Consider the following 16,512-nt stretch of genomic DNA (forward strand, 5'->3'; position numbering starts at 1 on the left):
GACTAATGACCAATGACCAATGACAAATAATATGGAGTTAAGTAGCATAAAACGGGTTTATTTGGTGGGGATTGGCGGGATCGGCATGAGCGGATTAGCGCGGTATTTTCATCATTTGGGTTGTGTTGTTTGCGGCTATGATAAAACGGCTACTGATCTGACCAATGATCTGCACAATGAAGGCATCCGGGTTATTTTCGATGACCGTATAGATTGGATCCCGTATAGCTTTCAAACGCCTGATGAGGGTACGCTGATAATTTATACACCAGCAATCCCTAAGGAATCAGCCATTTTGAACTTTTTTAGAGATAACGGCTTTGGGCTTTATAAACGGTCGCAGGTATTGGGCATCATTAGCCAGGGAATGTTTACGGTTGCTGTTGCGGGTACGCATGGTAAAACTACTACATCAACAATGGTTGCCCATATTTTAAAAGATTCGGGTAAAGATTGCTCTGCCTTTTTGGGTGGCTTATCAACCAATTATCAAAGCAACGTGCTGTATGGTAAAAACAACATTGTAGTTGTTGAGGCTGATGAGTATGATCGTTCATTCCTCACGTTGCATCCGGATGTTGCAATTATAACCTCTATGGATGCAGATCATTTGGACATTTATGGAGATCATGCACATTTAACAGAATCGTTCAAACTGTTTGCATCGCAAATAAAACCGGGTGGTACACTGATCCACAAAAAGGGATTGGACCTGGATACCGGCTTTACTTATGCGGTTGATGCGGAGGCCGATGCAACAGCATCAAACATAAAAATAGAGAACGGCGATTTTTACTTTGATTTTAAAAACAGCAACACCAGCATTGCCAATATCAGGATGGGGATTGCCGGAACACATAATATTGAAAATGCAGTTGCTGCAATTGAAGCGTGCCTGATCCTTGAAGTGTCGCCGGAAGCTATTAAGAGTGCTTTGGGCTCATTTAAAGGAGTAAAACGCCGGTTTGAATATATCGTTAAAAATGATCGGCAAATTTATATCGATGATTATGCACATCATCCTGAAGAATTAAAGGCAGCCATCAAATCGGTTAAAAAACTGTATCCTGATAAAAAGCTAACTACCATTTTTCAGCCGCATTTATTTACCCGTACACGTGATTTTGCAGATGGCTTTGCCGAAGCGCTTGACCTGTCTGACGAGCTCATCATCATGGATATTTACCCTGCGCGTGAATTACCGATTGAGGGAGTAACTGCCGATATGATATTGGAGCGGATGAAACTGAAGAACAAGCGACGGATTAGCAAGCAGGAAGTTTTGGATGTTATAAAAGAAGAAAAACCTGAGCTGCTGCTAACAGTTGGCGCTGGTGATATAGATACATTGGTTCAACCCTTAAAACAAATTTTGAAGGATGTTTAAGAAACGGATCTGGAAGCCATTGCTGATAAGCCTTGCCTGGATAATAAGTTTCGGGGGCTTAATTGTATTGATGAGTTTTATTGATACCAAAAAGAGCGAGGTTTTGTGTAAGGATGTAAAGATCTACATACCGGGGAACCAGTATTTTATTGACAGGGAAGAAGTAGATAATATTTTGCAGGTAAACAGCCATGCGCTTATTGGTCGCCGTATGGAGGATATTAATATAAACGGGCTTGAAAATAAATTAAAGGCTAACCCATTTATTGAATTTGCAAAGGTTTATACAGACATGGATGGGATTATTAATGTTGAGATAAGCCAGCGCCAACCTATTTTAAGGGTAATGAACCGTTTTGATCAGGATTTTTATGTTGATCAGCACGGGTTAAAAATTCCTTTATCGGCAAATTTTACAGCAAGGGTAATAGTGGCTAACGGGTACATAGACGAAGCATTTGCCAACCATGTGGATAGTTTGCACACCAGGCTGGCGGCAGATCTTTTTAAAACAGCGGACTTTATAAGAAAGGACTCGCTTTGGGATGCGCAGATAGCACAGATCTATGTAAATAAAGATCATGAAATTGAACTGATCCCGCGTGTAGGCAACAACCGGATCTTGTTAGGTAATGCCGACTCATTGGATAATAAGTTTCATAACCTGCTTGTTTTTTACAAAAAGGCATTGCCACTGGTTGGCTGGGATGCCTACAAAGTGATAAATGTAAAATATGCTAACCAGGTGGTTGGTATCAGGAGCGGAAATATAAAAGCAGATTCATTAAAGGCAAAGCTTGCCGTTAATGACACAACAAAATTGAATAGGGATACAACAATAAATACGAATTAATATGGACAAAACTTCAACTCAGGAAAAAAGCTCACCAATAGTAGTGGGATTGGACATAGGAACTACTAAGATCTGTGCCATTGTTGGGCGCAGGAGCAAAAATGGCAAAATAGAAGTATTGGGTATAGGCAAAGCTGAATCTGCCGGGGTAACACGTGGCATGGTTTCAAATATTGATAAAACGGTACAGGGAATAACCATTGCCGTTGATGTTGCAGGTACGCAATCAAATGTGGAAATAAAGGTGGTAAATGTGGGTATTGCGGGCCAGCATATTAAAAGTTTACAGCACAGGGGCCTAATAACCCGTCGCGATATGTCAAACGAGATCTCCCGTAAGGATATTGATAAGCTGGTTGAGGATATGTACAACCTGGTGATGCCTCCGGGCGAGGAGATCATCCACGTTTTACCACAGGAATTTACCGTTGATAATGAGCCGGGAATTAAGGATCCTATCGGTATGGCAGGGGTAAGGCTTGAGGCTAACTTTCATATTATATCAGGCCAGGTTACGGCTATAAAAAATATAGTTAAATGCGTAAATAAAGCCGGCTTGCAAAGTGAGGAACTTACATTGGAGCCTTTGGCCTCGTCAGAATCAGTATTGAGCGATGAGGAAAAAGAGGCTGGTGTAGTGTTGGTTGATATTGGCGGTGGCACAACTGATGTGGCCATTTTTCACGAAGGGATTATACGCCATACCGCAGTTATCCCGTTTGGAGGTAATAGCGTAACCGAAGATATCCGCGAAGGTTGTTCCGTAATGCGTAACATAGCCGAGCAGTTAAAGGTGCGTTTCGGATCGGCATTGGCTGATGAAAATAAGGAAAACGAGATTGTTTGTGTTCCCGGTCTGCGTGGTCGCGAGCCTAAAGAGATCTCAGTAAAAAACCTTGCGTTTGTGATCCAGGCTCGGATGGAAGAGATTGTGGAGCATGTGTATTATGAGATAAAATCATCTGGTTACGAGAAAAAACTGATAGCGGGCATTGTTATTACCGGTGGCGGTGCGCAATTAAAACACCTGGCGCAATTGGTTGAATTTGTTACCGGTTTGGATTGCCGCGTAGGTTACCCAAATGAGCATTTGGCAAAAAACGAGCAACTGCCTAAAAATGTTTATGAAGAGCTGCAAAGCCCGACTTTTGCAACCGGTATTGGCCTGCTGATAAAGGGTATTCAGAAAATGGAATACAACGATTATGTGCCAGCAGCCGAGGATGTGAAAAAGGTAGAAAAAGTAAGATATACTGAGGACAGGAAGTTTGGATTATTAGGTAAATTATTAGAAAGCGGGAAACGTTTTATAAAGGATGACATTAATGATGAGGACTTTTTAAAGTAGAAAACGGTTAATTGTTTTGAACTTTTGACAGTAACTTTCCACAATGGTCCGATCTTTCCACATATTGACAAATGTGGATAAGTGTTGTGGAAAAAACCATAATATTACATTAGATAAAACTATTTATTCGTCAATCACATATAACTGAAACTTAGGATTATGCATTTTGAGATGTTAAAAGAAAAGTCGTCCATCATTAAAGTAATTGGTGTTGGCGGCGGCGGGGGTAATGCGGTAAACCACATGTACAGACAAGGTATTACCGGTGTTGACTTTATTATTTGCAATACTGACGCACAGGCATTGGAGTTAAGTCCAATCCCCAATAAAGTACAATTAGGTGCAAGCCTTACCGAAGGAATGGGCGCTGGCTCAATACCCGAAGTTGGTAAAAATTCGGCAATTGAAAATATTGATGATATAAAACAAATGCTGGGTTCCAATACCAAAATGCTGTTTATAACAGCAGGTATGGGTGGCGGTACCGGCACAGGCGCAAGCCCAATTATAGCCAAGGCAGCCCGCGAACTAGATATATTAACCGTTGGCATTATAACTACTCCGTTTGCATTTGAAGGCAAACGCCGTAAGCTGCAAGCCGATGCCGGTATGGAAGAGCTTAAAAAGTACGTTGATTCGTTTTTAGTGATCAGTAATGACAGGCTTCGCCAGATCTTTGGGAACCTTACCCTGGGTTCGGCATTTGCACAGGCTGATAATATTTTAACCACTGCTGCAAAAGGTATTGCTGAAATTATAACACTGCCCGGTTATATAAACGTTGACTTTAAAGATGTGCGCACTGTAATGAAAGACAGTGGCGTATCAATAATGGGCAGTTCATCTGCCGATGGGGAGAACCGTGCTTTAAAAGCAGTTGAAGGCGCTTTATCATCACCATTGTTAAAAGATAATGAAATTGAAGGTGCAAGATATATTCTGTTGAATATCAGTTCTGGCAGTAAGGAAGTGACTATGGATGAAGTGAGTGTGATTACTGATTACATACAGGAAGAAGCCGGCTTAGCTGCAGACCTGATATGGGGTAATTGCATCGACGAAAATTTAGGTGATAAAATATCGGTTACTATAATTGCCACCGGTTTTCAAACTAAAGACGAGCGCGAAAAAGAGCAGAGCAGCAAAAAAATTGTTTCGATGCTGGTGCCGGAGATTGAGCAGAAAGCTAAACCGGTAAACGAATTTATTACTGCCGTTAAGCCTGACGCGGTTACCGAGCCTTACATGAAAATGAAGGACGAGCCAAAACAAACCAAACAAACTGGCTTGTTTGATCTGTTTGCCAACCGCGCCGAAGAGCCTGCGGTTGTAAAATACGATCTGTCGGCAGAAGAAGAGCCGGTATCAGAAACAGAAACATCTGATGTGCCTGAAATGACATTTAAGATTGCCGAACCTGCTACCAACTTTATGCAGGCGCCGCCTAAAGAGGAAAAACTACCTGAGCCTGAGAAAGAGCCTGAAATTGTTGTTGGCGCTGATGATAATAAAACAAATGAGTCGATAGAGGAGCAACTGCGTAAATCGCGCGAGCGGATCATGAGGCTTAAAGACCTGAGCATGAAATTACGCAGCGGCAATATCCAGGAGATGGAGAGCATCCCTGCCTACAAACGCAAGGAAATTGCCCTTCAGCAGACCCCTGCGTCTGACGAAAGCCATGTTTCCCGGTTCTCATTATTGCCTGATAACGAAGGAAATACCGAGATCAGGAATAACAATTCTTTCCTGCATGATAATGTGGATTGAGGTTAGTTGATTAGAGGTTAGAGACAGGAGATTAGTTTTTAGTCCGGAAGACAAATTCCTAATTGTATCTATATAAAAGGCCTTGCAAATTTGTAGGGCTTTTGTTTTGTAAATAACCCGGGGAGCTATTCCGTGAAACTAGCTTCACATTCCCAACCCTTTAACACCGCTGCTTAGAACTAATCTCTAATCAACCAGCCTCTAATCTCTAAACACCAATCTCTAATCACTAACATTATAGCCTATTATAAAAAGTAATAATGATTGTTTCTGCGCGTTTAAACGGCTATATTTGTATTTTTAAAAAACAATAAAACTTAGCGGTTTGGATATATTTAACAAAATATCAAAAAGCATGGGCGGCCCGCTTGGGCAGCACCAAAAATGGTCGCATGGTTATTTTTCCTATCCCAAGCTGGAAGGCGAAATCGGTCCACACATGCAGTTCAACGGAAAAGAGCATTTAGTATGGAGTTTGAACAATTACCTGGGCTTAGCCAATCATCCAGAGGTTAGGGAAGCTGATGCAAAAGCAGCTGCCGACTATGGTATGGCTTACCCTATGGGTGCGCGCATGATGTCGGGCAATTCAATCCACCATGAGGAGCTAGAAGCGGCTTTGGGTGCTTTTGTAGGTAAAGAAGATGCTTTTTTATTGAACTATGGCTACCAGGGCATGGTATCAATTATAGATACTTTGGTTGACCGGAACGATGTTATTGTATATGATGCCGAATCGCACGCTTGTATTATTGATGGTTTAAGGATGCATATGGGTAAGCGTTATGTTTACCAGCATAACGATTTGGAAAGCTGTGAAAAACAACTGGAACGGGCTACCAAGCTTTCTGAGCAAACCGGTGGCGGGATCTTACTGATAACCGAAGGTGTTTTTGGAATGTCGGGCGCACAAGGTAAGCTTAAAGAGATCATCGATCTTAAAAAGAAATATGATTTCCGCATCCTGGTTGATGATGCGCATGGTTTTGGTACCATGGGCAAAACAGGCGCAGGCACCCACGAAGAACAGGATTGTATTGATGGCGTGGATGTTTACTTTGGTACTTTTGCAAAATCAATGGCCGGCATTGGCGCTTTTGTGGCTGCTAATAAAGAGATAGTTGATTACCTGCGCTATAACATGCGCTCGCAGATCTATGCCAAAGCATTGCCTATGCCAATGGTAATCGGACTGAAAAAACGATTTGAACTGTTAAAATCACAACCGCAGTTGCGTGAAAAACTTTGGGAAGTTGCAAATACCCTTCAAAAAGGATTAAGGGAACGAGGTTTTAACCTGGGTGTTACCAATACCATGGTTACCCCGGTAATACTGGAAGGCGACTTATACGAAGCAACTGCTCTGACACGCGACCTGCGCGAGAACTACGGTATATTTTGCTCCATAGTAATATATCCTGTGATTCCTAAAGGATTGATCCTGCTGAGGCTGATCCCAACAGCAGCGCATAGCCTGGAAGACGTTGAACGCACGCTGAGCGCTTACAGCGAAATGGCTGAGAAATTAAAAGCCGGCTTTTATAAAGAGAATAAGTTGGTGGTGGCGTAAAGAATTAGCTGGTCTTATTATTATATTTATGAGCCTTTCGGATTCCGGAAGGCTTTTTTATTTCCGTTTCCGCAGAATCTCTCTGAGAGGAACCTGCGATGGATGAAGCTTATAAGTAGCAATTAGCCGCCTGCCGGTTTCATGGCAATTATTTTGCAGATCACAAACATTGCGCAGGGTACTCTATGAGAGGCCTTGCGTGGACACATTTAAATATTAATTAGCCTTTCGGATTCCGAAAGGCTTTTTTATTTTTACCATTCACCAATTGAAACCAACATGCTATCGCGAAGAAACTTTATAAAAATAAACGGTGTAACTACCGCCGGTATTGGATTAGGCCTTAAACCTACCTGGTTTGCAACCGCAGCTTTTGAAAGCAAACGCCCCAAGCTAAGCGAACGCAAGTTTACCAGTAAGGCTGTTGAGGCTACTATTAAGAATGTAAAGGCCGCTATTAAAGACCCTGAGCTGGCATGGCTGTTTGAAAATTGCTACCCAAATACTTTAGATACTACGGTGAACTATTCGGAAAAAGATGGTCGCCCTGATACTTTTGTGATCACGGGTGATATTAATGCCATGTGGATGCGCGATTCATCAGCACAGGTTTGGCCGTATTTGCCGCTGATAAAGAATGATCCCGAGTTAAAAAATCTGATAAAAGGTGTATTAAACCGCCAGGCTAACTGTGTTTTAATTGATCCTTATGCCAATGCTTTTAATGCGGGCCCAACCGGCAGCGAATGGGATAGTGATCGTACAGATATGAAGCCCGAGCTTCACGAACGCAAATGGGAGATAGATTCACTTTGCTACCCGGTAAGGCTGGCTTTCAATTACTGGAAAATAAGCGGCGACAGTAGCTTTTTTGATGCAAACTGGCAAAAGGCGGGTAAAGCAATTGTAGCCACTTTTAAAGAGCAGCAACGCAAAAACGGAAAAGGGCCTTATCATTTCCAAAGAAAAACCGAAGTATCAACAGACACAGCCCCATTGAGCGGCTACGGCAACCCTGTAAAGCCTGTTGGGTTGATCTGTTCCATCTTCCGCCCGAGCGACGATGCTACTATTTATCCTTTCCTGGTGCCATCCAATTACTTTGCCGTGGTAAGCCTGTATCAAATGGCAGAGATGTATGAACACATAGGCAATGATAAGGCCACCGCAGCAGATTGCAAGGCGTTAGCCGCCGAGGTAGCCCATGCACTGCAAAAGTATGCTACCGCACAGCACCCGGTATATGGTAAAGTACTGGCTTATGAGGTTGACGGCTTCGGTAATCAGCTGTTTATGGATGATAGCAATGTGCCAAGTCTGCTGGCATTACCATACCTGAATGCAATATCAGAAAATGATCCGCTTTATCAGAATACCCGCAGGATGGTTTTAAGCACCGCCAATCCGTACTTTTTTAAGGGCAAGGCTGCGGAAGGTATTGGTGGGCCTCACGTTGGGTTGAATTATATTTGGCCAATGAGCATTATTATACGCGCATTAACTTCAACAGATAAAGTTGAGATTGCAAAATGCATTAAATGGCTTAAAAACACCCATGCAGGCACCGGTTTTATGCACGAATCATTTAATAAGGATGATGCAGCAGATTTTACCCGAAAATGGTTTGCCTGGGCAAATACTTTATTTGGAGAATTAATAATTAAAGTACATAAATATTATCCTGATATATTGTAAAACAGTTTCACTAAAAAGTTAGTTGTAATATTTTTGAAGCGTAAGAATTGAAATATTGAGCAGGAATTTGAGTAAATGTTTCCTAGTTTTCAATAATTGTGAAGTTTATATTAAAATACTGTAAAACTAAGGCTTGTAAAATATATATGTGATACTTATTGAATATGTATTTTATAGTATTATATATTTTTTCAATAAGGGGTTTGAGGTTAAAATGTTGAAAAAAACCACTTTAAAGGCATTATTTTTCTTTCCTAAAAGTTTTTAATTAAGAAAAAACATTTTAGATTAGCTTTATAAAACAATAAACCTCATATTAAAAAAAAGGAGTAACTGAAATGAAAAAATTTACTGAAGTAAAAGAACTAGTAGCATCTTTGGAAGCAGATGCTGACAAATTTTACAACAAAGGTAACAGCGCCGCTGGAACCCGTGTAAGAAAAGGCATGCAAGACCTCAAAAATTTAGCACAGGCAATTCGCCTTGAAGTGCAGGGGGCAAAAAACCAAGCTTAAGTAATAGAAAATCATATTCTTTACTTTATCATTAAAAAACCCGTTCCGACACATTCGGATACGGGTTTTTATTTGATTAAACCACCCTGTTATTGCATTGACAGGGAGAGGTTTTTATTTCGTTATCTTCTTTGTCTCTTCAATTATTTTATCAGCAGTAGTGCCGCTAACCTGGACTAGCGGCAGTCGCACAGTATCTCCGCAGATGCCTAGATATTTAAGTGCAGTTTTTACGCCTGCAGGGCTACCTTCAACAAACATTAAACGTGTAAAATCAATTAACTGCGAATGCCCTTTTTGTGCTGATTTAAAATCGCCTGCAAGGCAGGTCCTGATCATGTCAGACATTTGCCTTGGTAATGCATTCCCAACAACAGATATCACACCCACACCGCCTAATGCTATCATCGGTAAGCTAATAGGGTCATCGCCTGATATCAGCAGGAACCCTTCCGGTTTATCACGCGCAATCTGGTTAAGCTGGTCAAAATTGCCTGACGCTTCCTTGATTGCTATGATGTTTTTAAAATCATTGGCTAGTCTTATGGTCGTTTCAGCACTTATGTTGCTGCCGGTACGGCCGGGTACGTTATATAAAATAACAGGTAACGGCGTAACTTCTGCAATCGCCTTATAGTGCTGATAAATACCTTCCTGGGTTGGTTTATTATAATGCGGGCTTGCTGATAATATGGCATCATATCCATCAATGTTAAAGGCTTTAATTTGCTCAACAACCTCCAGCGTATTGTTACCGCCAATGCCTGCAACAAGGTTAACACGGCCATTAACAGCCTTTGAAGTAAATTCCCAAACCTTCTTTCGTTCATCGCTGCTTAGGGTAGCGCTTTCACCGGTAGTTCCCAGTGAGGCTATGTATTCTACCCCTCCTTCAATTAAATAGTTGATGAGCTTTCCTAAAGCATCGTAGTCAACCTGTCCGTCTGTCTGAAAAGGAGTAATGATTGCTACTCCGGTTCCGTGAAATTTATTCATATTAGTTATTAAAGGGTGCTAATATAAGAATTGTTGATGGTTGATAGTTCATGGTTCATGGATTTTGTAAGGATGGGAAGCGTAAAGTTAAATTTGCTTTTAACAAAAAGATCAAACCAGCAATAAAAGATAGCCTGCTATTGAGCCTCCCAGTACAATGAAGGCACTATTAATTTTTTTGAATTTTAAAAGAATAAAAATGCTGAAAATAGCTATCAGAAGTGTCCGCCAATTATTAAAGCCATCTTTTCCCAATTGATAACAGACCGTGAGGATGAGCGCTATTGATGCTACATTTACAGCATTTAAAAATGCGGCAAATATTTTGGAGCTGCGCATTTTGCGAACTAACGGATTAAGTAAAGCCACAAAAATGAATGATGGAAGGAAGATTCCGATAGTTGAAATAATGGCTCCGCTAATTCCATTTATTTGAAAACCGATAAAGGTAACTGACGAGAAAACCGGCCCGGGAGTAAACTGACCTACAGCAATGGCATCAATTAACTGTTGTCTGGTTATAATTCCCTTTGCTACCAGTTCGGAATCAAGGAAAGCAAAAAGTACGTATCCACTGCCATAAAGTATTGCACCTATCTTTAAAAATGATAAAAATAAACTAATATTAATTCGACTGAAAAAGCTTGCGCCTGCAGGCAAAAAAAGCGGTATTAAAGTTAGTGTCGGATAGGTTCGCTTTTGCCTGATAGCTGCCAGGCCCATTGCTACAAATCCTGCTCCGAATAATACAAGAATCTCTGAACATCCAAGCCAGCTTAATAATAAAGCCGCAATTCCAATAATACCCAATTCAACAGTTTGCAATGATTTTTTGGCAAGCGGATATATTGCTGCCAGGATCACCGCTATAATTGCCGGTTTAATACCATAAATAAAAGGTTGAATTTGCGGGAGCTGCCCATAGCTTTTATACAACCACGCTAAACAGCCGGTTATCAATACCGCTGGCATAATAAAACAAAAGCCTGCAATCATCAGCCCTTTCCATCCTCCGCGTTCATGCCCGATATGAATAGCCATTTCGGTGCTGTTGGGGCCAGGTATAAGATTGGTAGCACCAATAAGGTCAAGAAAATGCTGCTCTGTTAACCAGCCTCTTTTAACAACAACTTCCTGGTGCATCATGGCTATATGCGCAGCCGGGCCTCCGAAAGCCGTTGTCCCCAATTTTAGAAACAACAATGCAATTTCCCTGAGCCGTGTTTCTTTCATATCAGCAAATATCGAATGTTAAGGTTTAGTTATCATTAAATATCATGATATTTAAATTCTTAGTATCGACTCCAAATAGGTGGTCTGTGAGGACACAAACCACGGGTTGCCTGGCAGGTTTCCGGCTATGAGCCATCAACTATGAACCAATCAAAAGCTCACCCCAATCCTGATGGCTGAATTTGTATTGCTGCCGCTGTTAAATGATTTACCATACATAAGTCTGAAGCCAAGGTATTGCACGCCAACACCCAGCTCAGTATAGTTTTTAAGGGTAGGGGTTGACAGGTAGTTTATATCAACGATCTCCTGTAGTTTCAGCTTCCTTAACAATGGGATCTTATTAAGGAAAAAGCCTGAGAAATTTTGTTCAAGATGCCCTTCAATATATTTGGTATAAGTACTGTAGGTATAATAATTCAGTAATAAAAAGCTATTGATCCCGGTACCTGAAAACAAGATCTGGTTGCCCGTGAATTGCTTATAATCCGGGTAAAAAATGCTATTGTTATTTAAAAACTTACCTGCACCTACAAAGAAAGAAGTTTGGCCAAATACACCCGCATTAATATTTGATTTGGAGATATCGGCAGCCAGCAAATCGTAATCAACATCAGAACCCAATACGCCTTTTATTCCCTTTGTATAGGTTAGGCCAATTGTTGGATATTTTGATGGAAGATACCGTCTCCCGGTAGGATAGGTTTCATATTTGTCGCTGAAATCATATGTGGTGCGCAATGTGACTTTGAATGATTGGTTATCTGCAAAAAGCGGACTGTCAAAGGTTGGCGTAAATGGATTATTCGAGGTATAATCTCTGTTGCCCGGATTAAAAAAGCTGTAGTTTGACGAATTTGCCAACGATTTTCTGTCTGCCCATTCAGCATAACCGCTTGCCATCCAGCCACCGGTTATGCGTTTGCTTGCAGATACGGATACATATTGTTTTTGATAAAGCTTTTCATAGTTCTGCCGCTCAAACAAACTGTAAACCGAATTAATTAATGGCGAAACAGGGGTGTGATTATTAAGGTCGACTATTTCAGAACCTGCATTAAAGCCCAGGTTGTAGGAACCTGCCGGTACACCGGCGTAGATGCTACCTGTTAATTTATGGTTTGAAAAGCCATAACCTGCTTTTGCGCCAACAACCAAATATTTATTGGTTGTACTGTCAATCTGTTTGCTGAATGACGCTCCATAATTAAGATTAAAGCCCTGTACTGTGTTAAATCTTATAGAAGGAAAAATAGCATCAAGGTTATAATACTCATGGTCATAACGGTTAACATGGCGGTAGCTTTGATACGTAAGGTTAAGCAAGCTGAATTTATTGTTCACTTTATCGAGTGAATCTAGGTATTGTTTTGATTCGCGCTTTTTAGCCAGTACCGCCTTTTTCGTATAATCTGTTTTTTCTTCTTCAGTTAACGGAACCGGCCTCTCGTTTGCCCAATAGGCCGAGTCTTTTTTGTTGCTCTCTTTAGTAACCCGCATTACCTCTTTAAATTCTTTTTTATCAAACTTAGGGTTCAGGTCATAATCCTTATAAACCGAAATAAAATATCCGCCAACCTTAAAGCTCAATAAGCCGCCGGTAAACTCAAATTTAACCGATGAAGGCATCCAGGCCTGTTGGTTAACCTGGATAAACTGTTCGCTTACCTTTAGGGTATCTACAAAGTTTATATTCTGTTTTTTGGTGATAAAAAAGTCAAGGCCATAAATACGCCAGCTGTTTTCCAAAATGTAAATATATCCCTGGAAACAGGCATCGTAGCCGCGTTTAGGGATAACTTTTATCTTATCAACAGTTTCTCCGTTTTCTGTTGTAAAGCCTATGTATTTATAATTGTAATAAAACATGGCATTATCAGCAATTGGCGATACCAATGGGCGCAGGCTCAAACCGCCCCAGTTTTGGATGTTCTCGTAAAAATTTACCTGGATATCAGATGCTCTGTTATAGCTGAATGCCTGGTTGCTGCCTGATACTTTTGATGAGATCAGCTCCTCGTGCACCTTATCAGGCTTCATAAAGCTGTATTTTGATTCAGACTCTGAAAGGTAAACAATCCCCCTGCGGTTTGAGTCGAGGCCCATTTCGCGGGTAGCTTTCTGCACATCAAATCCCAGGAATTTTTTAGGGGCTGCCAATAGCTTTTGCAAGCCTTTTATGTAAACCTCGCAGGTATACGCATCAACCTCGTTAAGATGGCTTTTTCGTTTCTTTATAGCCTTACGGATTATGGCATAGGCTGGATCTTCGCCGCCTGCCTTAACAACCACATCACTTAACTGGTAAGTTTCGGTTTGTAAAACAATATTAACAGATTGATTTTTGTTAAGCTCAATTTTGCGGTTTTGCTGCTGGTAGCCCACCGCTTTATACTGTACATCATACGTGCCGGGCTTTAATTGCAGGCCGTACTCACCTTCGCTGTTTGCTGATGTGCCTTTAGTGGTATTTTTTATGTAGATGCTTGCAAACGGAATTGCTTTATTGTGTTCGTCAGTGATTTTACCGCTAATGGTAAATGACTGTGAAAATGCACTTAAACTAATAATAATAAGGAGGGTGAAAGGTACGGTAAATTTCATCTAGATGATTTTATGCTAAGGTCAAATAATTTTATTGAACCCAAACAGGCGTTTTTGTTAATTAGTGTTAAAGATGCTTTGATGATGAAAAGCCACTTGTGTTACACTTACCGGCATAAAAAACAAACAATATCAAGTTAGGAGCAAGGATTAAAATAGATTGGGAAAAATGAAAAATTTGATAGTATGAGGGTACTGTGAAATGTCTGTTAAAATAAAAGCCTCCTCACACTCGCTGCTTGGAGGCTTTAACCTAAACCTTATCACAATAGGCAGGCAGGAAGCCCGCCATATGAAGCTGCTAATATAAAGTTTTATGTGATATGAGTGAAATTTTTCGCGTTAAATTGACACAATAACCTGTAAAATGTTTATATAGATCAAAACACTAACTAAAGGTTAAATTAACCTAAAAGTGATTTACGCTTAATCTATCATTCCAAGTAATTCGGCATCACTAATAATGGGGATATTTAGTTTTTGGGCCTTCTCTAATTTAGCCGGGCCCATATTATCACCTGCTACCAGGTAATTCAATTTAGCCGAAATGCTGCTAACTATTTTACCGCCATTTTGCTCAATAATGTCCTTCAGCTCATCTCTCGAAAACTTTTCAAAAACGCCCGATATAATAAAGGATTGACCGCTAAGCTTTTCACTGGCAAGATTTACCTCTTTTTCTACGGTCACAAATTGCAGCCCGTAGTCTTTTAATTTTTGGATCTCATCCTTATGGCTTTGATCGCTAAAGTATTCAATAAGGCTTAATGCAATACGTTCGCCAATTTCTTCCGCAGTTATTAATTCATCAAAAGTGGCGGCCGCAATATTATCTATATTTTTAAAATGAGCGGCAAGTTTTTTGGCCACTGTTTCACCCACATAGCGAATCCCGAGGCCAAACAGCACTTTCTCAAAAGGCATCTCTTTTGATTTTTCAATACCCTCCAGCATGTTATTGATAGATTTTTCGCCAAAGCGCCCCATCTTCTTTAACTCTTCGCTATGTACACTAAGTCCGTAAATATCACTTATGTGGCTTATAAATTTATTTTGATAAAGTGTTTCAATTGTTTCATCGCCCAGCCCGTCAATATTCATCGCTTTGCGGCTTATAAAGTGCTGCATTTTGCCAACTATCTGTGGATGGCAACCCTCATCATTTGGGCAATAGGAGGCTGCCTCGCCTTCCTTGCGAATCAGCAGCGTGCCACAAACCGGGCAATGAGTAATGTAGTGGACCTGTTTTGCCGATGGATCGCGCTTGTCCAAATTTACGCTGATGATCTTAGGGATGATCTCGCCGCCTTTTTCTACAAACACCCAATCGTGTTCGTGTAGCTTTAATCGTTTTTCAATTTCATCGGCATTGTGCAGCGTCGCCCGTTTAACGGTAGTGCCGGCAAGCAGTACAGGCTTTAAATTTGCAACAGGTGTAACTGCCCCCGTACGCCCAACCTGGTAGGTTACTGTTAATAATTCGGTTTGCACCTGCTCCGCCTTGTATTTATAGGCAATTGCCCAGCGCGGTGATTTTGCCGTAAAGCCAAGCTCCTGCTGCTGGGCGTAGCTGTTTACCTTTATTACTATACCATCAATATCATAGCTCAGATCAACGCGCTTTTTATCCCAGTAACTAATAAAGTTAAAAACATCTTCAATGGTGCTGCACAGCTTGCTATGCTCGTTGGTATGAAAACCCCAGTTTTTTGCCGCCTGCAAGCTTTCCCAATGGGTTTTAAACAATAGTTTTTCGGTATAAAGAAAATACAGGAAACAATCCAGCGGACGGCGCGCTACCTCGGCCGAGTCCTGCATTTTTATAGTGCCTGATGCAAAATTACGTGGGTTGGCGTAAGTCATTTCGCCATTTTCAAGCCTTTCGTTATTTAAGCGCTCAAAGGCTTTCAGGTGCATAAACACCTCACCGCGGATCTCAAACAGATCGGGGTAATCGCCGCTTTTCAAACGTTTGGGAATGGTGTTAATAGTGCGCACGTTAGTGGTAACATCATCGCCTTGGATGCCATCCCCACGGGTAACAGCGCGTACAAGTATGCCATTTTCATAAGTAAGGCTCATAGACAAGCCGTCAAACTTTAACTCACATACATACTCAAAATTATCGCCAATGGCTTTGCGGATGCGCTGATCAAAATCAAGCAGTTCCTGCTCGTTATAGGTATTGCCTAATGAGAGCATTGGCCAGCGGTGCCTAACGGTAACAAAATCTTTTGTGATATCTCCGCCAACCTTTTGCGTAGGCGAATCAGGGTCGGCAAATTCAGGGAACTGCTTTTCAATCGCGTTCAGTTCTTCCAGTTTTTTATCGAAATCAAAATCGGCAATAGTAGGCATTGCCAGCACATAATAATTGTAGTTGTGCTGTTTCAATTCAGATGAAAGAGATTCAATTCGGGTTTTTGCTTCAGCCGGTGACATATAAGCGAAGATAAGTTTTGATTTCGGAATTCGGAATTTCGATTTCGGAATTATTTGAATGTGCTAACTGAAAAAGGAAAAAAAATTAAACCCTCGGGG

General features: G+C 41.0%; 11 protein-coding genes. 7 read left to right on the plus strand and 4 right to left on the minus strand.

Going from position 1 to position 16,512, the window contains the following annotated elements:
- The first annotated feature begins 31 nt into the window (after positions 1–31).
- The 7 genes from murC to BUE31_RS17220 all read left to right on the plus strand — a co-directional run bounded on the left by murC (position 32) and on the right by BUE31_RS17220 (position 9,138).
- Entirely contained in the window at positions 32–1,387 is a 1,356-nt protein-coding gene (gene murC / locus BUE31_RS17190) for a UDP-N-acetylmuramate--L-alanine ligase (protein WP_073405538.1), read from the plus strand.
- Positions 1,380–2,240 carry a cell division protein FtsQ/DivIB gene (locus BUE31_RS17195; protein ID WP_073405076.1) on the plus strand — a complete coding sequence of 287 codons (861 nt, stop codon included), beginning with the start codon at positions 1,380–1,382 and terminating at the stop codon, positions 2,238–2,240. Before murC ends, BUE31_RS17195 begins: the two co-directional genes overlap by 8 nt.
- A 1-nt stretch (position 2,241) precedes the next feature.
- Positions 2,242–3,588, plus strand: a complete 1,347-nt coding sequence (ftsA, locus tag BUE31_RS17200) for a cell division protein FtsA (RefSeq protein WP_073405077.1) — start codon at positions 2,242–2,244, stop codon at positions 3,586–3,588.
- Between the two features lie 159 nt (positions 3,589–3,747).
- On the plus strand, positions 3,748–5,358 hold the full coding sequence (gene ftsZ, locus BUE31_RS17205) for a cell division protein FtsZ (protein WP_073405078.1): 1,611 nt from the start codon (positions 3,748–3,750) through the stop codon (positions 5,356–5,358).
- Between the two features lie 325 nt (positions 5,359–5,683).
- Positions 5,684–6,928, plus strand: a complete 1,245-nt coding sequence (locus BUE31_RS17210; protein ID WP_073405079.1) for an aminotransferase class I/II-fold pyridoxal phosphate-dependent enzyme — start codon at positions 5,684–5,686, stop codon at positions 6,926–6,928.
- Positions 6,929–7,207: 279 nt separating this feature from the next.
- Entirely contained in the window at positions 7,208–8,623 is a 1,416-nt protein-coding gene (locus tag BUE31_RS17215; RefSeq protein WP_073405080.1) for a glycoside hydrolase family 125 protein, read from the plus strand.
- 338 nt (positions 8,624–8,961) lie between these two features.
- Complete coding sequence (locus BUE31_RS17220) at positions 8,962–9,138, plus strand: histone H1 (RefSeq protein WP_073405081.1); 177 nt, start codon at positions 8,962–8,964, stop codon at positions 9,136–9,138.
- 114 nt (positions 9,139–9,252) lie between these two features.
- Here BUE31_RS17220 and dapA read toward each other — a convergent pair whose 3' ends face one another.
- The 4 genes from dapA to ligA all read right to left on the minus strand — a co-directional run bounded on the left by dapA (position 9,253) and on the right by ligA (position 16,413).
- Positions 9,253–10,134, minus strand: a complete 882-nt coding sequence (gene dapA, locus BUE31_RS17225; RefSeq protein ID WP_073405082.1) for a 4-hydroxy-tetrahydrodipicolinate synthase — start codon at positions 10,132–10,134, stop codon at positions 9,253–9,255.
- A 111-nt stretch (positions 10,135–10,245) separates the two neighbouring features.
- On the minus strand, positions 10,246–11,367 hold the full coding sequence (gene chrA, locus BUE31_RS17230; protein ID WP_073405083.1) for a chromate efflux transporter: 1,122 nt from the start codon (positions 11,365–11,367) through the stop codon (positions 10,246–10,248).
- A 150-nt stretch (positions 11,368–11,517) separates the two neighbouring features.
- A complete protein-coding gene (locus BUE31_RS17235; protein WP_073405084.1) occupies positions 11,518–13,971 on the minus strand; it encodes a DUF5686 and carboxypeptidase regulatory-like domain-containing protein in 2,454 nt (817 codons plus the stop codon).
- A gap of 426 nt (positions 13,972–14,397) precedes the next feature.
- Positions 14,398–16,413, minus strand: a complete 2,016-nt coding sequence (gene ligA / locus BUE31_RS17240; RefSeq protein ID WP_073405085.1) for an NAD-dependent DNA ligase LigA — start codon at positions 16,411–16,413, stop codon at positions 14,398–14,400.
- Positions 16,414–16,512 lie beyond the last annotated feature (99 nt).

This window comes from Mucilaginibacter sp. OK098 (assembly GCF_900142915.1).
GTDB lineage: Bacteria > Bacteroidota > Bacteroidia > Sphingobacteriales > Sphingobacteriaceae > Mucilaginibacter.

Bases quoted from the DNA above. Each gene is read 5' to 3' on its own strand.
- murC (WP_073405538.1), top strand. From the start codon at position 32: ATGGAGTTAAGTAGCATAAAACGGGTTTATTTGGTGGGGATTGGCGGG.
- BUE31_RS17195 (WP_073405076.1), top strand. From the start codon at position 1,380: ATGTTTAAGAAACGGATCTGGAAGCCATTGCTGATAAGCCTTGCCTGG.
- ftsA (WP_073405077.1), top strand. From the start codon at position 2,242: ATGGACAAAACTTCAACTCAGGAAAAAAGCTCACCAATAGTAGTGGGA.
- ftsZ (WP_073405078.1), top strand. From the start codon at position 3,748: ATGCATTTTGAGATGTTAAAAGAAAAGTCGTCCATCATTAAAGTAATT.
- BUE31_RS17215 (WP_073405080.1), top strand. From the start codon at position 7,208: ATGCTATCGCGAAGAAACTTTATAAAAATAAACGGTGTAACTACCGCC.
- BUE31_RS17220 (WP_073405081.1), top strand. From the start codon at position 8,962: ATGAAAAAATTTACTGAAGTAAAAGAACTAGTAGCATCTTTGGAAGCA.
- dapA (WP_073405082.1), bottom strand. From the start codon at position 10,134: ATGAATAAATTTCACGGAACCGGAGTAGCAATCATTACTCCTTTTCAG.
- chrA (WP_073405083.1), bottom strand. From the start codon at position 11,367: ATGAAAGAAACACGGCTCAGGGAAATTGCATTGTTGTTTCTAAAATTG.
- BUE31_RS17235 (WP_073405084.1), bottom strand. From the start codon at position 13,971: ATGAAATTTACCGTACCTTTCACCCTCCTTATTATTATTAGTTTAAGT.
- ligA (WP_073405085.1), bottom strand. From the start codon at position 16,413: ATGTCACCGGCTGAAGCAAAAACCCGAATTGAATCTCTTTCATCTGAA.